The following is a 24,314-nucleotide window of genomic DNA, read 5'->3' as shown; positions in this document are numbered from 1 at the left end:
ACCAAGAAAGGTATAGTATACCCTTAGCATGCCTCTCTTCCTGGATACAAGGGCTATAAAACAAAAAGCGCCGCCTCAAGTGGGCAGCGCTCTTTCGTTTAAGGTGAGTAGTAAAATTCTTTATTTCTGGGCTTTGGCACCTTCTACTTTAGGAGCCTCCGCCTGGTATTTCCCGTCGAATTTCTGGTAGAGGTACTTCTGCTTGTCGTTCAGGTCTAGCTTGCGGCCTTGGATGAAGGCATGGGTTACGTTGTTGGTGCGCATGTCCAGCAAGTCACCGCCAGACACCACGAGGGTGGCATCTTTGCCTACTTCCACAGAACCCACCTGCTTGTCTATACCCAGAATCTTAGCAGTGTTGAGCGTGATAGACGCCAGCGCCTGTTCCTTGTCCAGTCCATGCGCAACAGCCGTACCCGCGATGAATGGCAGATTGCGTATGCCGTGCAGACTCAGGTCGTAGTCCAGCGCGAATGGTATACCGGCTTGCTGCAACAGGTATGGCGTCTTGTACGGCATGTCCACATCTTCGTCGGAGCGGGAAGGCAATGCGTGCACGCCAGAATAAATCACCGCGATGTTGTTGGCTTTCAAAAAATCAGCTACCGCTACAGCATCCCCTGCCCCTACAATCACGATGTTGTCCTTAATGCCGTGCTGCTTCACGAAGTTCACACTCTCGATGATTTCCTTGCCGTAGTTGGCATGGATGTACAGCCTCTTGGAGCCATCAAACAGACCTGCCATAGAAGACAGCTTCAGGTTCTCCTTCTCGTTCTTGGCCGACTTGTATACCGACGCATCACGCAGCAGTTGCGCCAGGTCAGAAATTGCCTGCTCCCGCTGCTGTGCGAAGTTAGCCAGGCGCGGGTTTGGAGCACCGCCTGTGTTGATGAGCATGTTAGGCCAGTTCAGGTGTATACCTTCATCGGCTTTCAAAACCGCGTCCTCCCAGTTCCAGGCATCCAGCTGGACGATGGACGATGAACCCGATACTGTGCCGCCCACTGGCGTCACCTGCGACAGCAGCACACCATTGGCGCGTATGGTCGGGATTACATCCGAGTCGGTATTGTAGGCGACCACGGCCCGCACGTTCGGGTTCAACTGTCCAACTTCTCGCATGTCCAGAGTGGCGCGAACGCTGCTGATTTCCTCCAGGCCAAGCTGCGTGTTCGGCTGTATGAGGCCCGGGTAGATATGCTGACCTGCTACATCTATTACCTCGTGCCCGTTGCGGTTGGCGCCGCTCACAGGACCTGCATACGTAATCTTGCCATTGTCGAAACCAACGGCAGCATTTTCTACCACCGTGCCGTTGCCCACGTGCAGGGTAGCGCCTGTCAGCAGCATAGGCTTGCTTTGCTTGGCAGCCGGAGCCGGCACCTGCGCAAAGGCAGGCACGCTGAGCAGCAGGGCCACGAAAGCGGAAATATATCTTTTATGAATCTTCATGATTTAAATCGTTGAATGTCTTTGATTGCTGGTTGCTTATTGTTCAATCTATCAAGAGGTCAACAACTAACAGCCCACAACTAACAATTTTTAGTACGCCAGGTATTCCTCTTCCTCGTTGTGCTCCACATCTTCGCAATGCACCACAGATGCCCTTCGCTGAGCCGGAGCCTGTGTTCTGGCACCGGAAGTTTTGGCCTGCAGCATTTTCTGCACGAGGCGTCCGCGCTCTTTCTCCAGTTCCTGACGCAGCTGCGTGTCGCGCTCCAGGTCATAGTAGGCGATACCGTCTACAAAGGTCTTCTCGGCACGGGCATAGATAGACAATGGGTGGTTGTTCCACAGCACCACATCCGCGTCTTTGCCTGGCTTGATGCTACCCATGCGGTTGTCGAGGTGCAGGAGCTTGGCTGGGTTCAGGGTTACCATTTTCAGGGCGTCCTCTTCGCTCACACCAGCGTACTTCACACTCTTGGCTGCCTCCTGGTTCAGGCGGCGGGCCATCTCTGCGTCATCGGAGTTGATGGCGGTGGTCACACCCAGTTTGTGCATGATGCCGGCGTTCTGCGGAATCGCGTCTTTCACCTCCATTTTGTAAGCCCACCAATCCGAGAAGGTAGAGCCACCTGCTCCGTGGTCACGCATTTTGTCGGCCACTTTATACCCTTCCAGGATGTGCGTGAAGGTGTTCACCTTGAAGCCCATCTGGTCAGCCACTTTCATCATCATGTTGATTTCGGACTGTACGTAAGAGTGGCAGGTGATGAAGCGCTTGTTATTCAGAATCTCTACTAGCGTCTCGAGTTCGATGTCACGGCGTGGTTCGCCTTGTGCGGCTTTCTGTTTCTTGGAGAGTTTGCTGTAGTTCTTCCATGTCTGCTCGTACTCTTTAGCGCGCTGGAAAGCGTCTACGTATACCTGCTCCACGCCCATTCGCGTCTGCGGGAAGCGCACGTTGTGTACCGGGCTGCGGTTGGAGTGCTTTACGTTCTCTCCCAAAGCGAATTTGATGAACTCATCGGCATTTTCCACCAGCATCTCCTGCGGGCTCTTGCCCCAGCGCAGCTTGATGATGGCCGACTGACCACCTATTGGGTTGGCTGAACCGTGCAGCAACTGAGAGGTGGTCACGCCACCTGCCAGTTGACGGTAGATGTTCGGGTCTTCGTGGTTCACCACGTCTTTCATGCGCACCTCAGCGGTCACCGCCTGCGTGCCTTCGTTCACACCATCCAACGCGATGTGGGAGTGTTCGTCAATGATGCCTGGCGTCACATGCTTGCCTGTACCGTCTACAATGCGGGCACCTGACTCGCTCAGGTTTTTGCCTACTTTGGCAATCTTACCGTTTTTCAGCAGCACGTCCGTGTTCTGTAGGATACCATCTTTCTCGTTTGTCCAGACAGTGGCGTTCTTAATCAGCACCGTTTCCTGCTTGGGCAATTCGGCTTGGCCGAATGCCTGGAATGGGTATACCATGTTGCCTAGTTCAAGCGCTTTCTTGGCTTCTTTGGCGGCGTCTTTCTTCGCCTGCTGCGTCATCGCCTCCGAGAATTTGGCTGACCACTTTACGGGTGTCGCGTCCGGCAGTTGGCCGTCGCCTTGCAGGTTTTTGTCAGCGTACCAGCCGCTCAGGCGCACTGTCTCTTTGCTCTTCTTGTCTTTGGTGAACGACAGCGTCACCAGGTTGCCGCTGAAGGAGATTTTGCCCGTCACGGTATCTTGCCCGATTACTTTCAGTTCCGGCTTGTCGGGTGTTCCGGCGATTTGCAGTCGCTTCTCCGGCTGCTGCCCGATTTTCAAGGTATAGATGCCCCGGTAATCCGACGGCACCTCTGTGATTTTGTATTGATTGCCCTGCACCCAGTTCTCCAGTATCACATTGTCCTCGGCGAACAGGTTGCCGCTCGTGATGATGAAGTTGGCCAGTTTGCCTTTGTCCAGGCTGCCCACGTGCTTGTCGGCTTTCAGGAGTTGGGCTGGCGTAGCGGTCAGGGCTTTCAGTGCCTCCTCTTCCGGCAGACCGTATTCAATGGCTTTGCGGAGGTTCGGCAGGAAGTCTTTTTTGTCTTTCAGGTCAGAGACCGTGATGGCGAAAGGTATACCTGCCTTCTGCAACAGCGCCGGGTTGGCAGGCGCCATTTCCCAATGCTTCATGGCGTCCAGCGACACACGGCGTGCGTCGTAGGTATCCTCCACGTTGTAAGCCTCCGGGAAGTTGAGCGACACGATGATAGGGGCGTTGGTCGCCTTGATTTCCTTTATCATCTGGTACTCATCGCCGCCGCCTTTGATGATGTACTGCTTCTTGAACTCGTCGCCTACTTTGTCGGCGCGCAGCACGTTCAGTTTGTTGTCTGCCTCGAAAATCTGCGGGAAATTGTTGGCATCTGAAAAAGCCTTGAGTGAAATGTTCTGCTCCCGACCAGGGTTCATGTTGTTCCACTGCGCATCTAGGTATGTCTGGCGCAACAGGGCGATGGCCCCCATCAGCGAGTTCGGGTAATCCTGCGGAGAGGATCCTCTGTCGAAAGACAGCGCGCCGGCAGCTTTATCAAGCAGCACTACTTCGTTTTCGCGCTTGTCGGCTAGTGTTACGAGGGTAGCCGTGCCACGCGCTATACCATCGCGGTGCACGGAAAGAACTGTGCCGAAGCCCAGTTTGCGCATCTCCTCCGCCTGCTTCTTGTCTACCTTGAACAGCTCCACGGCATTGGTCTCCGGGCGGATGGCCTGGTTCCAGTTGTAGGCGCCCTGCTTCGTAGATTCTTCCTGCGGCGGTGAGCCGTAGTTTCTGCGCTCGCTCTTCACTTCCGGCAAACCGTAGGCGCTGAACATATCCACCAGTCCAGGGTAGATGTGTTTGCCTTTGGCATCGACCACCACGGCTCCGGCAGGTACCTGCACTTTGGTGCCCACGGCCTCTACCTTCCCGTTGCGGATGAGGAGCGTGGCGTTCTCGATGGTGGTTTTGTAGTCGGTGTGGATGGTGGCGTTGGTCAGCGCCACCAGGCCGGTGCGCTCGTCGTACACGCCATTGCGCGGAAAGGTCTCCTGCGCCATCGCACTGCCTGCCGCGCCCAAAGCCAGGCAGGCTGCAATGGTTAAGATTTTTCTCATGTTCAGATTAAGGTGAAAGTATAGATAGTGGAATCGCTTTAATGTCCCAATATAGGTATCTGCCTTCAAAAAGTCTATGCCCGCTGCACGAAAATATCATCCAGGCGGAATGGCATCATCTTTTTTGGTGTACAAACACCGTAAACCAGCCGCATCAGCCACAAATCACTGCATTACGTAAGAACACCAAACCAATTTTGTACTATAAAATCAACCCGATATACCTGCATGCGCCTGAACCTTTACTACCTGCTATACCTACTCTGTCCTTTGCTTGTCGCCTTCACTCCGGCCATGGCCCAGGAACAGACCTCAGAAGCGAAAACCAGCGACCAACCCGTGCAGGAGCGCCGGAGCGTTAGGGGCCTTATACCTGCCCCGGTCATTTACTACACCCCAGACACCAACATAGGTATTGGGGCTTCCCTGTTAGGTTACTTCCGCCTCCGCTCCTATACCGATACCACCTATACCCGCCTATCGCTCGCCCGCCTGGTCGTGGACTATACCTTGAACAAGCAGACCGACCAGTGGCTGTACTGGAACATGTTCACGCGTGAGGAGAAATACCTGCTGCGCGGCGAACTGCGCCACCGCATTTACACCGACCGCTTCTATGGCATCGGCAACGACACGCCCAAAGGAGACCGGGAGCGGTATGAATATGACATGGTGGGAGCCAAAATGGCCGTAATGAAGAACGTGGGTGGCCGGAGTTTCCTGGGGCCTGATTTCCAGATTACCAAGTATTACGACGTGCGCCTCGACTCCATTGACGGCTTCCGCGATAGCCAGTTGCGGTCAAAGGATATTCCAGGTTCCAGAAAAGGGCTCAACAGCGGCCTGGGTGCCATCTTCCTTATGGACCACCGCGACAACACCGCCTTTCCCAGCCGTGGCTTTTACCTCGAAATCTCCGGATACCATTTTGGCAAAGCCTTTGGCAGCGATTTCAGGTATAACAATATCAACTTCGAGTTCAACCGCTACTACAGCCTGAAGCCGGACCATGTGCTGGCCACCAACACCATGCTCAAACTCAACAACGGCGATGTGCCGGTGATGCGCCTGGCCACGGCAGGCGGCGACAAGATACTGCGCGGCTACGCCCGCAACCGCTTCCACGACAACAACTTTGTGGGGTCGCAGGTAGAGTACCGCTTCCCGCTTTTCTGGAAACTGGGCATGGCTACGTTTGCCGGTGTAGGCGATGTGTTTGACAAGCCAAATGATATCAGCTTCTCTACGGTGAAGTACTCAGTAGGCGCCGGTCTCCGCTACGCCATCAAACCCAGCCAGAAACTCAACTCCCGCCTGGACGTCGGGTATGGTCGCGAAGGATTCAACCTGTACATCATGATTGGAGAAGCGTTTTAGAGCCGGAGAGCTACATTCTACTTTCATGCTTTTCTTTTCTGTCATTTCGACGATAGGAGAAATCTTATACCCTATCCACCGCCGGTTCGAGCGCAGCGGGAACCGGCGGTGAAAGATGTGAGTGTTACTGAAGTACCATAAAAGCCGCATCTGCACTGCCGCTGGATGTACGGCCGGAAGGGCGTAAGATTCCTCCTTTCGTCGGAATGACAGCTAGTGCAGAAAAGTCCCTTAGAATGCGACGGGGGATGTTTAATTCTGCACAGGTATACCTGCATTGCCGGTCGCAGTACTGAATTTAATCATCCTGCCACGTCTTAAAGGGAATCCCCGTCCCTCCCTTCTAAACATCATTTCCCCAAGAAAATATTTTGCCTTTACCTGCACCAACCGAAGCAGCATTTTCTTACATTTCGGCTGGTAAAAAACTGCTGTATACCTGTTGTAACACAGGCTTTTCCTGCTTTCCTCACTTCAACCGTACTTTTATGAAACCACGTGTATTCGGTAGCTTGCTGCTGGGACTGTGCCTGCTGCTCGGCACTTTGACTAAAGCGCAGGAACAAACAGCAGATGCCATACCTACTGCTACCCCAGCCAAAGAGAAAACCCGGGGGGTGATTCCAATTCCGGTGCTTTACTATACCCCTGACACGAAGCTGGGATTTGGGGCGGCCTTGCTAGGTTTCTTCAAGCTGCAGAGCCGGGAGGATTCGAGTTATACCCGCCTCTCCACCGCCCGCCTCATCGTGGACTATACCTTGCGCAAACAGACCGACCAGTTATTGGACTGGGCCATCTTTACGCGTGAGGAGAAGTACCTCCTGCGCGGTGAGCTGCGCCACCGGGTATACACCGACCGTTTCTATGGCATCGGCAATGACACGCATCTGGAGGATGAGGAGATTTATGAATACGACTATGTGAGTGCACGGCTGGCCGCGCTGAAGAAAGTGGGCGCACGCACCTTCCTGGGCCCTGATTTCCAGATAGCCAACTACTACGACCTGCAGCTGAACCCCATCAACGAGGACCGCGAGAGCCAGCTGATCGCCCAGCAGATTCCCGGCTACAAAGGCGGGCTCAACAGCGGCCTGGGGCTCGTGTTCCTGCTTGACAGCCGCGACAACGTGGCCTTCGCCAGCGAGGGCATGTACCTGGAGATGTCGGGTTATCGTTTTGGCAGTACCTTTGGCGGGGACTTCGGCTACAACAATTTCAACCTCGATTTCCGTAAATACTTCCAGCTGAAACCGAACCACGTGCTGGCGCACAATACCAGCTTCACCCTGAACAACGGAGCTATACCTGTCATGCGCATGGCCATGGCCGGCGGAGACCGCATCCTGCGCGGCTACGCCAAGAACCGCTTCCTGGAAAACAATTTTGCCGGCACCCAACTGGAGTACCGCTTCCCGCTGTTCTGGCGCTTCGGTATGGCGGCCTTTGCAGGTATAGGCGATGTGTTCGACAAACCGAAAGATGTGCAGTTTTCCACCCTGAAATACTCCGTTGGAACAGGCCTGCGCTACGCTCTCAACCCGGAGCAGAAACTGAACATTAGGGCCGACATCGGCTATGGCCGTGAAGGCATGAACTTCTATGTCATGATTGGGGAAGCATTTTAGGGGCGGCTATACCTGCTTTCTGGCGCAATAAGCTAATCAAGCTTCCTGAAAAACATACAGAAGCAGTAACGAAGCGGAAATTGCCGTAGATTTATACCCTGAAAGCAAACACGCCTCTGAACATGCCCACTCTGTTTCCGCTCTCCTCGCCCCTGCTGCAGAAGAGTGTTTTCATTTTCCTGGTCCTCCTGATTCTGTTCACGTCTTTCCTCAACTCGGCCATGGCCCTGTTCGCGGGTCTGGTGGTGGGGCTGCTGCTCGGCAACCCTTTCAAGACGCATACGGGCAAAACCTCCAAATACCTGCTGCAGGCGGCGGTAGTGGGCTTGGGCTTCGGCATCGACTTGTACCAGGTGGCGGAAACCGGGTTGATGGGCATCGTCTATACCTTTGTGTCGTTGGCGGTAACCATGCTTGTCGGCTTGCTCTTGGGGAAAATCTTCTACACCCCTCCCCGCCTCACGCACTTGGTGTCGTCGGGCACGGCTATCTGCGGGGGGAGCGCCATTGCGGCGGTGGCGCCCGCCATCAAAGCCAACGACCAGGAGATATCGGTGGCATTAGGCATTGTGTTCGTTCTGAATGCTGTGGCGCTTTTTGTTTTCCCATCAATAGGTGAGATGCTACACCTCACGCAGGAGCAGTTCGGTGTTTGGGCCGCCATCGCCATACACGACACCAGTTCGGTGGTAGGGGCTGCCACGCGTTACGGCGACGAAGCCCTGCAGATTGCCACCACCCTCAAACTCACCCGCGCCCTCTGGATTGTGCCGCTGGTGCTGGTTTCCAGCTTCATCTTCAAAAGCGAAGAGAAGAAACTGAGCATCCCTCTGTTCATCGTACTATTTGTGCTAGCCTCCGTCATTAGCACGTTCATACCTGTTGTTGCTACCGTATCCCCGGCCATTGTGGGAACAGCAAAAAAAGGACTCCTGCTGAGCCTCTTCCTTATCGGGGCCAACATCAGCCTGTCCGCCCTCCGCAGCATCAGCCCCAAACCCTTCTGGCAGGGACTCCTTCTCTGGCTATTTGTTTCAGCTGCTTCGCTGGCCATTATCTACGGCCTAGGCTAATCAATTATCATTATAGATGCAACCTATCTGTGTATCATTTTTATTGATTTGAACTATATAGCAGCTAGCAATACTTTTGAGGCATTCAAACTGAACCATACCTCAAAACCACTGCTATATGAGCTCCGAAAATCAACCCACCAGACTGACTACCGCCTCCGGTAAGCCTTACTACGAACACGAAAACAGCATGACGGCCGGTCCGCGCGGCCCTATTCTGTTGGAAGACTTCATCCTGCATGAAAAGCTGGCTCACTTCAACCGCGAGCGCACCCCGGAGCGCGTGGTGCACGCCAAAGGCACCGGCGCCTACGGCACCTTCACCGTCACCCACGACATCACCCGGTATACAAAAGCCAAACTGTTCAGCGAAATCGGCAAAGAGACCCGCGTGTTCCTGCGCTTCTCCACGGTGGGTGGCGAGAAGGGCAGCGCTGACAGCGAGCGCGACCCACGTGGTTTTGCCGTGAAGTTCTACACCGAAGATGGCAACTGGGACTTGGTAGGCAACAACACGCCAGTGTTCTTCATCAAAGACCCGAAGAAATTCCCGGACTTCATCCATACCCAGAAGCGCGACCCGCGCACCAACACCAAAAGCGCTACCATGATGTGGGATTTCTGGTCGCTGAACCCGGAGAGCCTGCACCAGGTGCTGATTGTGATGACCGACCGCGGTACGCCTTTTTCCTACCGCCACATGCATGGTTTCGGCAGCCATACCTTCTCGTTAATCAACCAAGACAACGAGCGCTTCTTCGTGAAATTCCACTTCAAGACACTGCAGGGAATCCAGAACTTAACCGATTCGGAGTCTATCGTCATGAAAGGCATGGACCCTGACCACGCACAGCGCGACCTGGTAGAAGCCATTGACCGCGGCGACTTCCCGCGTTGGACTCTGAAGGTGCAGATTATGCCGGAAGCAGAAGCCGCAACCTACAAGTGGAACCCGTTCGACCTGACCAAGGTATGGTCCCAGAAAGACTATCCGCTGCTAGATGTAGGTATACTGGAGCTGAACGAGGTACCGGACAACTACTTTGCGCACGTAGAGCAAGCCGCCTTCGCGCCCGCGCACCTCGTGGATGGCATCGGCTTCTCGCCGGACCGCATGCTGCAGGGGCGCATCCTATCTTACCCGGACGCGCACCGCTACCGCATCGGCGCCAACTATGAGCAGGTTCCGGTGAATCGTTGTCCGTTTGCGGTGAACAACTACCAACGCGACGGCGCTATGCGTGTAGACGGCAACGGCGGCAGCGCACCCAACTACTTCCCGAACAGTTTCGACGACACCAAGGCAGACGAGACCTACAAAGAGCCGTCGCAGCACTTAGGCAGCAATGTGGTGGCCGACTGGTACGACCGCAACGCCGAAGGTGAGAACGACCACTACACCCAGCCGGGCGACCTCTTCCGCCTGATGACGCCGGAGGAGAAGAAAAACACTATCCGCAACATCGTGGGAGCCATGCAAGGTATAGACGGACCGAAGCGGGCTGAGATTATAAACCGTCAGCTGTGTCACTTCTTCCGTGCCGACATCGGGCTAGGACTTGGCGTAGCACAGGGATTGGGCGTCGACATCAGCGCCTACTCCGGTGCCATCCACGCCAACTAATACGGACACACCTATTACCCTACAGCAAAGCCGGCCCTGCGCCGGCTTTGCTGTTCCTGTGTTAGCCCATACCTATACCTGGGTTTACATACCCATACCTACCACTTCGGGCGCATCCCTAACTCGATTGCCGTGTGCTTTCTGCCGGAACTTCTTAGAGGTTAGGATTGTATTAATCTACATCACATGAATACATGTTCATGTATTAGCATTACCTATTACCATACCTGCATGAGTAACCTGAAAGTAAGGGTTGATAAGAAGCTACTGGAACGTACCGCCTATGTCCTCAAATGCGTCGCTCACCCGGTGCGCATCAGCATCATAGATTTGCTGGAGCAGCGCGAGCAGCTAACCGTGAGCCAGCTGCAGGAGGTGCTCCGGATTGAGCAGTCGCTGCTCTCCCACCACCTCACCAACATGCGCGACAAAGGCATCGTGGAGACCCGCCGCGAGGGCAAGCACGTGTTCTACTTCCTGACCGATACCTCCATCTCCAACATCATTGACTGCATCAAGGGCTGCAAAGCAGTCAGATAGTTTCTATATTTACGCCAGGAAGTATTTGCGTATACCTCCTGAAGGAAAGGCAGTCGCCCATAAGGTATACCAAAATGGGCGCCAGCCCGTTTTTATCATTATAAAAGAGAATCTTCTATGAAAGCACTTGCCTTGAGCATCCTTTCGGCTTTTCTGCTGAGCTGCACCGGCCCCCAGCAGGGCGACGGCCAAGCCAAAACCATGACTGCCACTGAATACAAGAACCAACATGATAAAAACCAAGAAGCTGTGCTGGTTGATGTGCGCACTCCTGCTGAGTTTGAAGCGGGACACGTCGAGCAAGCCCAAAACACCGACTTCCTAAGCGGGGAGTTTGAGAAGAAAATGCAGCATTGGGACAAGGACAAGACCTACTACCTGTACTGTGCCTCCGGCAACCGGAGCGGCAAGGCGGCCAAACTCATGGAGGAGGCCGGTTTCCGGAAGGTATACAACATCGGTGCCTACAAAGACCTGAAAGGTGCAGGGCTGCCGGTTCAGGAGTAAACGACACAAACTAGAACCATGCAGATAGAACAGTTTTACGACAAAGGACTGGCCCATGCCAGCTATGCGATTGTGAGCCAAGGCCAGATGGCGCTGGTGGACCCCGCCCGTGACCCGAAGCCCTACTACGATTTCGCGAAAGCTAACAATGCTGAGATTGTGGCCGTGTTTGAGACGCACCCGCATGCCGACTTCGTGAGCTCGCACGCTGAGATTGCCCGCACCACCGGCGCCATCATCTATGTGAGCAGCCTGCTGGGCGCTGACTACGAGCACAACGCCTTTGATGACGGTGACGAGGTGAAACTCGGCAGCCTGACCCTGAAAGCCCTCTTCACCCCCGGCCACTCTCCTGACAGCATTTCCATCCTACTGCTTGATGCCGATGGTAATCAGCACGCCGTGTTCACCGGCGACTCCCTCTTCATAGGCGATGTCGGTCGCCCTGATTTGCGTGAGAAGGCAGGCAACATGCAAGCCAAGCGCGAGGAACTGGCCAAACAGATGTATGCCACTACCAACCAGGTGTTCAAGAAACTGGAGAAGGAGGTGCTGGTATACCCTGCCCACGGCGCCGGCTCGCTCTGTGGCAAAAACCTGAGTCCTGAGACCTTTTCCACCATCGGCAAACAGTTGAAAGAGAACTATGCGCTGCAGGACATGAGCGAACAACAGTTTGTGGACACCCTGCTCGAAGACCAGCCGTTCATTCCGAAATACTTTGGCTACAACGTGGGCATCAACAAAGCCGGTGCTGCTGATTTTGAGGAAAGCGTACAGGCTGTACCCCGCTTGGACCGCGATACGCAGCTGCAAAATGATGTCTTGGTAGTAGACACGCGTCCGCAGGCGCAGTATAAAATAGGCCATCTGCCCAATAGCATCAACATACAGGAAGGCGGCAAATTCGAGACTTGGCTCGGTTCCATCGTCGGTCCGGAGGAGCAGTTCTATCTGCTTGCCGAGAACCAAGAGGTGCTGGAATCGGTGATTCGCAAGTCGGCTAAAATCGGATATGAGCAGAACATAAAGGGTGCCTTGCTCGCCCCTGCCCTTCTACCCGATACGAGCGAGCAGACGGACCTGGAGGATTTTAAGGCTGATTCGGACAGGTATACCATCGTCGATGTTAGGAACAACGGCGAGGTGAAGGGAGGCAAGATTTTCGATAAGGCCATCCACATCCCGCTGCCGGAGCTGCGCGAGCGCAAAAATGAGGTGCCGCAGGACAAACCGGTGATGGTGCACTGCGCCGCAGGCTACCGCTCCGCCGCTGGACAGAGCATCTTGGAAGCATACCTGGATGTGCCGGTCTATGACCTGAGCGACGCTATTACCTCCTTTGCCCAAGCCGCCCACTAAACTAACACACATATGAGAGGGGCCCGCTGCAAATGCAGCGGGCCCCTCTCTTTTTGTAATCATCTGAAATAATAACAGAATATTAATTAACTGCTCACGAGCCAGTTGTAAGATTTACCGTAGATAAAATAATAATGCTTACTTTTACACAGTCTATCACAGCAATTTGCCACGTACCCGATGTCTTTCAAAATCGCATATGAGTCTGACTTCTACAAGATAGAGGTTGACCAAGACAATAACTTGCTTCGGGCTGAATGGCTGAGAGCGGTGAGCAAAGACGAAATGGTCACCGGGGGCATCAAGCTCTACGAGGCGCTACGGGATTCCAAGGTTACCAGAGCCGTAGCAAACGCCCAAAGGCTGGAGCTTCTCGACGCGGCCACCAAAGATTGGATGTCTACGCAATTCTACACGCTCCTCTCCCAGACACACCTTCAAAAGCTCGCTAGGGTACTACCATCAAGTCTTTTCTCCAAAATCGCACTCGAGGCAGTTGCTACACGCTCAGAGGCGCAAAACAACAACAAATTCATCTACAAGAATTTCACCAGCCAGCACGAAGCGCAGCAGTGGCTGGGCGTATAAGGAAATCGTTCCCCTGTCGCTTCGGATGCCCCCGTTTCCACTAATATAGCACTTTTGCTATACATTTCTCTTCAAAAAGTTATATAACCAACTTGCAGTATAGGTATACATTAATGTAACTTAGGGCTGCAAAGGAGAAAGGAACAGGGACATGCGCGTACTACATACTTCAGACTGGCACCTCGGCCAGCGCCTCGTCAACTTAGAACGGACCGAAGAACACCAGCACTTTCTGGACTGGCTGCTGCAAACCATTGAACAGGAGCAGGTAGAGGTACTCCTCATGTCCGGCGATGTATTCGATACGGGCGCCCCCTCCAACACAGCCCTGCGCCAGTACTACAACTTCCTGACGAAGGTATGCGCCACCTGCTGCCGCCACATCATCATCACCGGCGGCAACCACGACTCCGTCTCCACGCTCAACGCGCCTAAGGAACTGCTCGATTGCTTCAACATCAAGGTGATAGGTGGCGCCTCAGCCGACCCGCTGGATGAGCTCATCGAACTACGCGACAAAAATGGTGAACTGGAGTTGGTGGTCTGTGCCGTTCCTTTCCTCCGCGACCGCGATGTGCGCCTGTCGGTGCCGGGCGAAAGCTATGAAGAGCGCGAGTCGCGTATCAAACAAGGTATAGCCGCCCATTACGCCGCCTTCGTGCCGCATGTTGCGGTATATAAAACACAAGGTATACCGGTAGTGGCCATGGGGCACTTGTTTGCCGCCGGTGGCTCGGCCTCCGACAGCGAGAAGGAGATTCACGTGGGCAACCTCGGACAGATTGGGGCAGACCAGTTCCCGAAGGAGTTCGACTACGTTGCCTTAGGCCACCTGCACCGTCCGCAGTTGGTCAACGGCGCACGTCACATCCGCTACTCCGGTTCCCCCATTCCCCTCAGCTTTAGTGAAGTGTCAGATAAGAAAGTGGTGTATGTGCTGGATTTTGAAGCAGGAAAACTCGCTGACCTGAAAGAGCTGGCTATACCTGTCTGCCGCAAACTGGTGCGCTTCAAAGGCCCGCTGGAAGAGGTGAAACAGAAGTTGGCCGCTTACGATAACACCGCCTATACCATACCGGCCTGGGCCGAGCTTCAGGTAGAACTGGAGGCTCCCCTCCCCGACCTGAACCAGCAACTGGAGGAAATACTCATGCTGAAGAACGACCAACTGCAACTACTCATCCACCGCCCGCCCATCATCAAAGCCGCCCGGCAGACGCTGGAGCAGCAGGTGCGGGAAGAAGTGGACCTGCATTCCCTGCGCGAGCAGGACGTGTTCTTGAAGCGCTGCCAGAGCACCTTTCCCGACTCCGACCACACCGAACTCATCGCTACCTTCTCGGAGCTTCTGGAGCTGATGGGGCAGGGAGAGGAAAGTTAATCACGTGTTGAAGTGAGAGAAGTAAGCGTTGGGAATTTACCTCGCTCCCCGAAACTGACCTCGCAGCCTTAGCAGCTCCAGTAAGCACTTTATGTGCTCCAAAAGGAAGACCCTGCAGACTTTCAATCGATTCCAAAACAGTAACATCACCTCATGAAAATCCTCTCCGTACGCTTCCTGAACCTTAATTCGCTCAAGGGGGAACATGAAATCCGTTTCGACCAAAGCCCACTAGCAGATGCGGGGTTGTTTGCCATCACTGGTCCTACCGGGGCAGGCAAAACGACCATTTTGGATGCCATCACAGTGGGCCTGTACGGGCTTGTGCACCGCCACAGCTCCGACAAGCCCCTGGAGCTGATGACGCGCCATACCGCGGAGAGCTTTTCGGAGGTGGAGTTCGAGGCCAATGGCAAGGTATACCGGTCCAAGTGGCACCTGCGCCGCAGCCGCGGCAAGGTGGAGGGCAAGATTCAGGCCGTGCACATGGAGCTGCATGACTTTGAAGCCGATGCGCTCCTTGACCTCAAACCCAGCCAGGTACCTGACAAAGTTGCCGAAATATGCGGCCTGGACTACAACCAGTTCCTTCGCTCGGTCATGCTCTCCCAAGGTGATTTCGCGCGCTTCCTCAAAGCCAACCCCAACGAGCGCAGCAGCCTGCTGGAAAAAATCACCGACACCGGCATCTACTCCGAGATATCGAAATTCGCCTACGAGAAGGCAAAGACGGAGCGCCAGAAAAAGGAGGACCTGGAGCGCCGCCTGCAGGACAGCAAGTTACTGCCGGAGGAGCAGCGCCAGGGGTATGAGCAAGCTATAGTAGAGCTCTCAGAACAAGAGGCAACACTGGCCCAGGAAACCAAGACCCTGCAGAACCAGCAACAGTGGCTGCAACGGGTACAGCACCTGCAGGCCCGGTCACAACAGCAGCAGGCCACACTACAGGAACAGGAGCAGAAACTGGAGCGCCTACGACCCGACTTCCAGAAACTGCAGCAGCACGAACAGGCCCGTCAGTACGAAGGGCAACTCACCCGAATTGAAGTGGCCAGCGGTCAGCTGGTGCAGGTGCAGTCACAACTGGAGACACTGGTGAATCGCATTCCGGTGCTGGAGGCGGAGCTGGAACTATCCGGCAAGGTGGCTACCGAGGCGGGCAAGGCACACCAGCAACAAGAGGAGGCAGTACAGAAACTCGAGCCTCTCCTGGCCCAAGTCCTGCAGCTGGACCACCAACTGCAGACCGTGCGGGATGCCTACCAGAAAGACAAGAACGCCTATGTGGTGTTTGATGAACTGTTACGGCAGGAACAGGCATTGCTTCAGGAGCAACAAGTGGAGCGGGACAAACTCACCGAGGCAGCCACAGTCTTGAAGGGCTGGCTACAGCAGCATGAGCGCCTGCAGGATTTACGGGAGCACCTGCCAGAGTTCCGGCAGACCCTGCGCGACCTGCAGGAGGTAGAGCAGCACATCAAACGTAACCAGCAAGAGCAACAGGAACTGCAGACCCAACTGCAGCAGGAAGCGAGTCAGCGCGAGCAGCAAGGCATGCTCCTGCAGCAGGCCGAGGCGCAGCTGCAGGCATCTGATACCCTAAAACAGGAGAAGCTGGCGCAGCTGCAATCACTGCTCTCTGATAAAACCATAGACCAACTGGAGCAGTCGGCCCAGCAACAACCCCTCTTACTGTCCCGCTATGAAAAGCTGCTGGAACTAGCCAAGCAACACACACTGCAACAGCAGAAGCTGCAGGAAACGACACAAGCCCTTACCCAGTACGAACAGGAGACACAAGCGCAGCAGGCCCAGTTGGTGGCGACCCAGCACCAGCATACCCAAGCCGCCGCCCACCTCCAGGACCTGCAGAAGCTGGTACACCTGCAACAGCAGATACAAAAGTATGAAGCCGACCGCCATACCTTGCAGGCAGAGCAGCCTTGCCCGCTATGTGGCTCCAAGCACCACCCCTTTCTGGAAACAGGCCATACCTTCAATCTGCCGGAGGAGGTACAGCGGCGCGACGCACAGCAGACACTGGTGGCAGAACTGCAGCACGCCACCACGGCCCTGCAGCTGCAGCTCAACACCCTGCAGCAAAAGTCCCAGATGGCGTCCACTGCCAAAACGGAAACTAATGCAGAGGTGGAGCGACTGCGCCATAACTTCGCTGCTACTGCCCCTGGCACAGGTATAGCCATTGAAGAAATAGAGAAACTGAACGAGCTCTTGCAATCGCAACAGCAGGAGCTCAGTCAGTTGCAGCAGACGCTCTCCCAGGTCCGCGCCCTTAGTCGTGAGTTGGAGGGTATAAACCAGCAGGCCCAGCAACAGCGCGAGTCCCAACTTCGGCTACAGGCCAGCATCAGCCAACTGATGCAATCACACAGGCACCAGCAAATCCAACTGGAAAAACTCCAGCTACAACTCAAAGATGAACAGGAGCAGCAGGTGGCGCATACCCAGATGGCAGCGTCTTTTGCTATTTCCTATGGCCTGCAGTATACCACCGAAACCCGCTCCCAACTGCTGCAGACCCTGGAGCAGCAGGCCGCGGAGTTTCAGCAGAAACAGCAGGCTCTGGACGCCATGCGTGAGCGGTTCATCGAACTGAAGGAACTGGTAAAAAACCAGGAGGCTAAGGTACGGGAGAAACAAAAAGAGCAGGAAGAGCGCCAGGCGGCACTCAAAGAACAGCATACCCAACTCACGAAATGCAAGACTGACCGGCAAGCACTTTTCGGCGATAAGAACCCACAACAGGAGCGCCAGCAGGCCCACCAGGAGCTGAAGACACGCGCTATACAAGCTGAAGAGGCCCGCGCCATACACCAACGCAAGCAGCAGGAGCTACAGGAGAATCGCCAACGCCACCAGGAGTATCAGCATACCCACCAGCAAAACAAGTCGATGCTCGACGACTTGCGCGACGGCCTGCTACGCGTGCTGCAGCAGCAGGGCATCGAGACCATCGAGGTGCTGAGCCAGATGCTGCTCGACAAAGACGAGGCCACCCGGCTGGCCAACCTAAAGGTCCAGACCGAGAAGCACCTGACAGAGCTCCGCCGCACCCTCACCGATGTGCAGCACGAGCTGGAGCAGACTATCTCACAGGAACTGACCACGGCAGGTATGGAGACCATCCAGCAGCTATACCTGGAAAAGACACAGCAACAGCGCGAGCTCATCGCTTCCCGCGCCCGCTACGAGCAGGTACTGGAGCAGGACAGGCAGCAGCGCGAGAAGAACCTGGAACTAGCCGAACAGCTGCGTGTACAGCAACAGGAATGCAACCGCTGGGACCAACTGGCCAACCTGATTGGCTCCGCCGATGGCAACAAGTTCAGCCGCTTCGCCCAGGGCCTCACGCTGGCCCGGCTGGTGGAACTGGCTAACCGACACCTGCACAGGCTCAACGACCGCTACCGCATCCTCAAGTCTTCCGAGGAGGACTTGGAGCTACTCATTGTGGATACTTACCAGGCGGAGGCGGTGCGCCCCATGAACACGTTGTCAGGGGGCGAGAGCTTTCTGGTGAGCCTGGCCCTGGCCTTGGGACTCTCAGACTTGGCCGGGCGACGCACCCAAATCAACTCGCTCTTCATTGACGAGGGCTTCGGAACACTGGATGCAGAGACGTTGGATGCGGCCATTTCCACGCTGGAGAACCTGCAGGCGAGTGGCAAGATGATTGGCATCATTTCGCACGTAGAGGCACTAAAGGAACGCATCAGCACACAAATTGTAGTGAAAAAACGGGCAGGCGGAGTAAGCTCGGTTGAGGTGGTGGCCTAGATTTCTTTTACCGCCTCTCCTATAGGGTTGGTTTACAACCTATAGCATTTTAGCTACTATGGGTATATTTATATTCCCATAGTAGCTAAAATTTAATAAAATAGTATAAATTGCTACACCAAAGTGAAATGAGTCGCCGACTTTCAAACCTTCACTGATGCCTCTATGCTATTGTTACTCCTGACCAGGTGCCTCTTGCTGCTTTCCGTCCTGGCGCCCCAGAACGAGAACGTCATCAAAAACCTGCGAGCGGAGCTAGAGGGAACGGATAAACTGAGCCGCAAGGCGGAAATCTACTGCGAACTCAGCAGCGCCCACCAGGACTCCAACCCCAAGACATCCGTCACCTATGGCACAAAGGCGGTAGAGCTTGCCCGGGAGGTGGGCGACGACAAACTGCTGGCCAAAGCCTATAACGCCACCGGCTCGGGCTATTACCTGCTGGGTGACCTGGACAGCGCCGTGGCCTACTACTACCGGTCTCTCCAGCTCCGCGAGAAAGCAGGCGACCCCAAGGACATCAGCGCCAGTTACAACAACATCGCCAACATCTACTTCAACCAGGGCAACTACAAAGAGGCACTGCCTTTTTACAAGAAATCCCTTTCCCTTGCCACGCTCGCCAAGGATACCGCCTCCATGAGCGCCACCATGACCAACATTGGCAACGTGTTCCTATCCCAGGGCAAGTTTGACCGCGCCTTGCTCTACTACCGCTACGCGCTTCCCATGGAGGAAGGCCTGGAGGATAACCAGGGCGTGTTGATTTCCCTCATCAACATGGGCAATGCCTATAATGGCAAAGGCGACTACAACACGGCTCTGACCTATTTCAACAAGGCGCTCCCGCTGGCCGAGAAACTCAACAGTGCTCACGACAAGGTATACGCCCTACGCGGTAAAGCAGAAGCCTACCTGTTGGCAAAGCGGTATGAGAAAGCAGTCGATAACGCGTTGGAGAGCCTAGAGATAGCGCAGGCTTATGCCGGAAAGGTAGAGGCGAAGCACAACGCCTCGGTGCTCGACAAAATCTACACCGCCATGGGAAACTACGATATGGCGCACCACTACCTCACCTTGCAAATGGCCTACAGCGACAGCATCAACAGCGAACAGGCCGCCACCAAAATGGCACAGGAGCGGGTGAAATACGAGACAGCCCAGAAGGACCAGGAAAACCAGCTGTTGCGGGCAGAGCAGGAACTCAACCTGAAGGAGTTGGAGCAGAAGAACATCATACAGTACTTCACCGTCACGTTGCTGCTCCTGGCATGCATGGTGGCCTACGGATTCTACAAAGGAAGGCAGCACCGAGGGCGCATCAACCAGATGCTCACACAGAAGCATGAGCTGATTATGCAGAAGAACGAGGCACTCAGTCAGCACCAGAAAGTGCTTACGATGCAGGCGGAGCAGCTGGAGAAGCAGAAAGAGGAACTCAAGCGATTAAACGCCATCAAGGATAAGCTGTTCTCTGTCATCGCGCATGACTTGCGGGGGCCGCTGGTGGCGCTGAAAGGCCTGCTGCACGTGATGGCCATGGGCAAAGTGCCCGCCGACAAGCAGGAAGGCCTGTTCAACAGCCTGGAAAAAGGACAGCAGAACGTGTTGTGGATGCTCGACAACCTGTTTGACTGGGCAAAAGCCCAAATGGACGGATTCGAAGTAGACGCCAAGCCCATCGTGCTCCGTGAACTGGCTGATGAAAATATCCGGCTCCTGCTTCCCATGGCCAGCGGCAAGGATATCAGGCTGGAGAACACCATTTCTCCCGATTTGGCCGGATTCGCTGACAAGGACATGATACGGCTGGTGCTTCGTAACCTCATCTCTAACGGCATCAAGTTCTGCAGAGCCGGTGACCATGTCACGCTTTCAGCCTTTGTGCGGCAGGGTATGCTGTTTGTGTCGGTGAAAGATACGGGCGTAGGTATAACACCGGAAGTGCAGCAGAAACTGTTTGGCAAAAGCAACTACTCCAGCCGCGGCACCGCCAACGAAAAGGGCAGCGGTCTTGGCTTGTCCCTGTGCAAGGACTTCGTAGAGCAGAACGGCGGTACCATTTGGGTAGAGAGCGAGCCCGGCAAGGGCAGCAACTTCATGTTCACGCTGCCACACGCGACACCTGAGCCGGCACCGCAAAAAGCCCTTATGCCGGCTGAGCAGGAAGAGCCCGAACTCGTCTAGACTTTGCGCCCTAACCGCCTTCTATACATTACAGAAACAACGGCTTCAGCTATACCTGAAAAGTGGTGAAGGAACGTATGTGAACCATAGGTGAACCCATGGTGGTCGAAGGCTTGGAAGGCGTAGTTTGTTGACGCTTTTCGGGCACTGAGGCGATTACACGTGTGGCTTTACCCGAAGAATTTAGCACCTTTGCCCCATGAACAGAAGCCTTCTATACCTTCTCCTATCCTTGCTCCTGCTTGCCTCCCCTTCCTGTAACCAGGACCGGGAGAAGGCCCGCGAAGAGTTCCGGCAGCGCCAAGGTACGCTGCAAGAGCAGGAACAGCCACAGCCTAGCGCCCCTCCTGCAGCCCAGGAAACCCCTCCTGCTGCGCGTGAGCCAGAAAGCAACCAACCGGCAACAGACTCCCGGCCAGCCCCCACGGTTCCCGGCGATAAAGTGGTGGGCGTGAAGGACGGCGACACCTTTGAGCTGCTGCGCAACGGCCAGACCGTGACGGTACGGCTGTTCGGAGTGGACACGCCTGAAAAAAACCAGGCTTACGGGCAGCGGGCCAAGCAGTTCGCATCCGACCTCGCTTTCGGCAAAAGCGTGCGCCTGATTGAGCACAACAAAGACCGCTACGGCCGCACCGTGGGCACCATCATACTGCCTGACGGCCGCAACCTGAACCAGGAACTGGTGCGTGAAGGCTTCGCCTGGCACTACAAGGCCTACTCCAAAGACAAGACGCTGGAGAACCTGGAGGCGGATGCTCGCCGCTTCAAGCGAGGCCTTTGGCAGGACCCCAACCCTGTGGCTCCCTGGGACTTCCGTAAACAAAAACCGAAGCCCGTTGACAACAGCAAAGCCGCTGTACCTGCCGGCGCCACAACCCGAAAGGTATACCTCTGCGATAGCTCCGGTTCTGCCGTGTACCACTATTCCCAGAACTGCTCCGTCTTGAAACGATGCAAAGAAAAGGTGCTGACCGTGACTGAGGCCGCCGCAATACGGGAACACAACCGCCGCGCCGACAAAACTTGCAGCCCCGGATAAAAGCGCTTATTTTTGAATGAAAGCCATTCTCTACGACGCCATACCTATGATGAAACGCGCCACTGCAGGTCTGTTTTGCCTGCTCATTGCTTTGGCCAGTTGCCAATCACCTGACACCGACCAGCCACAAGCAGCAGCACAACAGCCTACCGCCAAAGCCGACACCGTGCAGCAGCAAAGACGGCCCAAACCTGAGTACTATTCTTTCAAAGGAGTGGAGAAGAAGCGCGTGTACATCTGCCTGGACGAGTCCGCGGACACCTTCCACCAGAAGCACGACTGCCCGGTGCTCATCACCTGCCAAAGTACGTTCCGTAACCTGACGCTGGCCCGCGCTGTGGAGGCATTTGACCGCTACAACTGCGAAATGTGCAGCGCCGACCTCGCCTATATCTTTGATGAAAACGCGGTACAGATGGAAACAGGTCTGTAAGATACGTTATACCCACAAACAGCAGAGGCGGCCCATATAGGCCGCCTCTGCTGTTTGTGGTCAGGATTATACCTGAATTATTTTCTGCCTTTGAGCACCAGGAGCGGCACTTCGGCCTGATAAGTCATCTTCTCGGCCAGGCTCTGGGTGAAGAGGGCACGCAAGAAACCTTTTTCGCGGCGCAGTATCGCCACCATGTCTGCCTGCGTCTCTTTGTAGTAATTCCGGAGGCCTTCATCGCGGTGGCGGCTGATGACTTCCTGAAAACGTATAGGTGCCCCTACGAAGGTCTGCTGGAGTTCCTGCCAGAAACGCTCCGCCTTCTCTCTGCCGCTCTCGCTTGCTTCTTTGGTGACATGCACCACATCCACGCTCGCACCGAAGAGCGAGGCGAACTCCAGCACCTCCCGCAGCGTGGCTATGTCGTCTTTCTCATAGTCAGAGGCGTATATGATTTTGCGGATTTGCGGGCTGGCGGCGGTGGAGGGAACCGATAGCACCGGGCATTTCACCTGCTCTATCACCGCCTCGGCGTTGCTGCCAATCAGCAGTTCTTCCAGTGCATTGCCGCCGCCCGTCGTGCCCATCACTACCAGGTCGTAGCCGCTTGTCTTGGTCAAGTGCTCCGTTATGTCCGTCAGGAGTGCCTCTTTGATGATGTAGTCACAGGTGAAGCCTCCACCCCTGTTGGCGCCGTGGCCCTCTTCCATGCGCAGGCACAGTTCCTTCAGCCGTTGCTCGGCATCCTGCATCTGCTCCCCCAACAGCTCACTGGCCACCAAGGCCGTCTCAGATGTATCTACGATGGGAAGGTGCACGACATGCAGCAGGGTGAGGTGGCCGCCGGCCTGTCGGGCTATGAGTGCGGCATATTCCGCGGCTTTGGTGGCGGTTTTTGAGAAGTCGGTGGGGCAGAGAATCTTTTTCATGTTCAGTGTGAGTTGGGCTTTCGCTGACTTATATCAAGTATTTACTATGTATACGAGCATGAACAAAAATGAGCATTAATAACGATATCAAAAATGACATGCATCATGTTCCTGCCGCCAGAATCTCTCTACTTCTTCTTCCGCTGCCCTACTTATACCGCCTGTTCAGTTCCTTCACTTCTTCCCAGGTCCAGAAACGTTTGGGCTGCACACCGGCATAGGCCTCTTTGTAGAAAGCAATTACAATCTGCTTGAGCTCCTCCACAGGTATGGAGGAGGAGTGGATTTCGCGGGACGTGGGGTTGTCGAACGCCTCCATGCGGGACAGGCCGGTTCCGTCCAGGCGCAGCAGCGGGCCGGTCTCGGTGATGCCGTCGGCCGTCCAGGTATGGCCCGACTGCTCCAGCTCGTTCAGCTTGCGGGCCAGCGGCGCCAAAGAGATGCGCGGTAGGGTGGCCCGGGAGGCGATGTCGACCCAGGTGGTGTACTTGTATTCGAGCTCGTAGCGGTTGTCGTCGTAGCAGCTGAGCACGATGTCAAAACCGATGGTGCGGCTGAACAGGGCATAGTAATGCAAGGGCTTGTGTGTGTGCACCACAATGAGTCCTATACCGGGATGGCGCTCTAGTTTGGTGTCGGGCTTGTACATGTCGCGGTAGCCGAGCAACACATCGGCCACCTCCTCCTCCCATACCGGCTTCTCCCAGTCCGGATCCTGCAGCACGCGGCCAAACTCCCGCAGGAAATAGGTGAACTTCTGCACGCAGAGCTTCGCCTCCGACTCCTCCATGTCATCGGCTGCGAAGGGAGCGTAGAACATGTCGCGTTCCCGGGCGTTCAGCCAGCACACCAGTTTCAGGGCCTCCCCTGCCAGCGGGTGGTTCAGGTCCAGCTCCCGGAAATCGCCGATGAGGGCCATCTGGCGCAGCAGCTCCTCGTTTTCCAGCGCTTTCTCCGGGTTCAGCAGGCTCCATACCCCCACAAACCCATCGATATCGAAATGGTTGGCCGTCACGTAGGAGAGCTCCAGCCCGGGCAGGTCCAAGCGGAGCGCGTTCAGCACGATGGCCGCGCTGGTGTCGTCGCGCACCTCGGCTGGGGTGGCCGCGCCGCGCCAATGCGACAGCACCAGCCCGTTGGGGTGCGCGCTGTCCACAATGAGGGCCCTGTGTGTCTTCGCCTCCGAGAAAGGCATGAATCGTCGCTTTATCATGTCTGAAAGATACGGAAAAGAAGCCCCAGTTCATACCAGGGCTGTTGTGGTTTGCCT

At 55.4% G+C, this 24,314-nt stretch carries 17 protein-coding genes; 13 read left to right on the top strand and 4 right to left on the bottom strand.

Annotated features, from left to right (window positions below):
• Positions 1–120: 120 nt before the first annotated feature.
• Positions 121–1,455 carry an amidohydrolase family protein gene (locus tag B051_RS0114710; RefSeq protein WP_018478978.1) on the bottom strand — a complete coding sequence of 445 codons (1,335 nt, stop codon included), beginning with the start codon at positions 1,453–1,455 and terminating at the stop codon, positions 121–123.
• Positions 1,456–1,545: 90 nt separating this feature from the next.
• A complete protein-coding gene (locus tag B051_RS0114705; RefSeq protein WP_018478977.1) occupies positions 1,546–4,575 on the bottom strand; it encodes an amidohydrolase family protein in 3,030 nt (1,009 codons plus the stop codon).
• 228 nt (positions 4,576–4,803) lie between these two features.
• Between B051_RS0114705 and B051_RS0114700 the strand changes: the two genes are divergently transcribed.
• From B051_RS0114700 to B051_RS0114635, 13 genes are all read left to right on the top strand, one after another.
• Positions 4,804–5,952: a BamA/TamA family outer membrane protein gene (locus B051_RS0114700; protein WP_018478976.1), complete on the top strand. Its 1,149-nt coding sequence runs from the start codon at positions 4,804–4,806 to the stop codon at positions 5,950–5,952.
• A 488-nt stretch (positions 5,953–6,440) separates the two neighbouring features.
• Positions 6,441–7,580: a BamA/TamA family outer membrane protein gene (locus B051_RS0114690; RefSeq protein ID WP_018478974.1), complete on the top strand. Its 1,140-nt coding sequence runs from the start codon at positions 6,441–6,443 to the stop codon at positions 7,578–7,580.
• 122 nt (positions 7,581–7,702) lie between these two features.
• Positions 7,703–8,653, top strand: coding sequence for a YeiH family protein (locus B051_RS0114685; protein WP_018478973.1), 951 nt, complete (start codon positions 7,703–7,705; stop codon positions 8,651–8,653).
• A gap of 118 nt (positions 8,654–8,771) precedes the next feature.
• Positions 8,772–10,277 carry a catalase gene (locus B051_RS0114680; RefSeq protein WP_018478972.1) on the top strand — a complete coding sequence of 502 codons (1,506 nt, stop codon included), beginning with the start codon at positions 8,772–8,774 and terminating at the stop codon, positions 10,275–10,277.
• A 231-nt stretch (positions 10,278–10,508) separates the two neighbouring features.
• Positions 10,509–10,817, top strand: coding sequence for an ArsR/SmtB family transcription factor (locus tag B051_RS0114675; RefSeq protein WP_018478971.1), 309 nt, complete (start codon positions 10,509–10,511; stop codon positions 10,815–10,817).
• A gap of 117 nt (positions 10,818–10,934) precedes the next feature.
• Positions 10,935–11,324, top strand: a complete 390-nt coding sequence (locus tag B051_RS0114670) for a rhodanese-like domain-containing protein (RefSeq protein WP_018478970.1) — start codon at positions 10,935–10,937, stop codon at positions 11,322–11,324.
• Between the two features lie 18 nt (positions 11,325–11,342).
• On the top strand, positions 11,343–12,686 hold the full coding sequence (locus tag B051_RS0114665; protein ID WP_018478969.1) for an MBL fold metallo-hydrolase: 1,344 nt from the start codon (positions 11,343–11,345) through the stop codon (positions 12,684–12,686).
• Positions 12,687–12,866: 180 nt separating this feature from the next.
• On the top strand, positions 12,867–13,274 hold the full coding sequence (locus B051_RS0114660) for a hypothetical protein (RefSeq protein WP_018478968.1): 408 nt from the start codon (positions 12,867–12,869) through the stop codon (positions 13,272–13,274).
• Between the two features lie 151 nt (positions 13,275–13,425).
• Positions 13,426–14,655, top strand: a complete 1,230-nt coding sequence (locus B051_RS0114655; protein WP_018478967.1) for an exonuclease SbcCD subunit D C-terminal domain-containing protein — start codon at positions 13,426–13,428, stop codon at positions 14,653–14,655.
• Between the two features lie 153 nt (positions 14,656–14,808).
• Positions 14,809–18,453: an AAA family ATPase gene (locus B051_RS0114650; protein ID WP_018478966.1), complete on the top strand. Its 3,645-nt coding sequence runs from the start codon at positions 14,809–14,811 to the stop codon at positions 18,451–18,453.
• Positions 18,454–18,618: 165 nt separating this feature from the next.
• Positions 18,619–20,640 carry a tetratricopeptide repeat-containing sensor histidine kinase gene (locus B051_RS0114645; protein WP_018478965.1) on the top strand — a complete coding sequence of 674 codons (2,022 nt, stop codon included), beginning with the start codon at positions 18,619–18,621 and terminating at the stop codon, positions 20,638–20,640.
• 199 nt (positions 20,641–20,839) lie between these two features.
• Positions 20,840–21,682, top strand: a complete 843-nt coding sequence (locus B051_RS0114640; RefSeq protein WP_033316936.1) for a thermonuclease family protein — start codon at positions 20,840–20,842, stop codon at positions 21,680–21,682.
• Positions 21,683–21,698: 16 nt separating this feature from the next.
• Complete coding sequence (locus B051_RS0114635; RefSeq protein ID WP_018478963.1) at positions 21,699–22,115, top strand: hypothetical protein; 417 nt, start codon at positions 21,699–21,701, stop codon at positions 22,113–22,115.
• A gap of 77 nt (positions 22,116–22,192) precedes the next feature.
• Here B051_RS0114635 and B051_RS0114630 read toward each other — a convergent pair whose 3' ends face one another.
• Both B051_RS0114630 and B051_RS0114625 read right to left on the bottom strand, forming a co-directional pair.
• On the bottom strand, positions 22,193–23,044 hold the full coding sequence (locus B051_RS0114630) for a universal stress protein (RefSeq protein ID WP_018478962.1): 852 nt from the start codon (positions 23,042–23,044) through the stop codon (positions 22,193–22,195).
• A gap of 148 nt (positions 23,045–23,192) precedes the next feature.
• A complete protein-coding gene (locus B051_RS0114625; protein ID WP_026236422.1) occupies positions 23,193–24,257 on the bottom strand; it encodes a DUF6687 family protein in 1,065 nt (354 codons plus the stop codon).
• Positions 24,258–24,314 lie beyond the last annotated feature (57 nt).

Origin of the sequence: Pontibacter roseus DSM 17521, assembly GCF_000373265.1 — a bacterium.
Classification (GTDB): domain Bacteria; phylum Bacteroidota; class Bacteroidia; order Cytophagales; family Hymenobacteraceae; genus Pontibacter; species Pontibacter roseus.
This window is presented reverse-complemented; position numbering and strand designations above follow the sequence as displayed.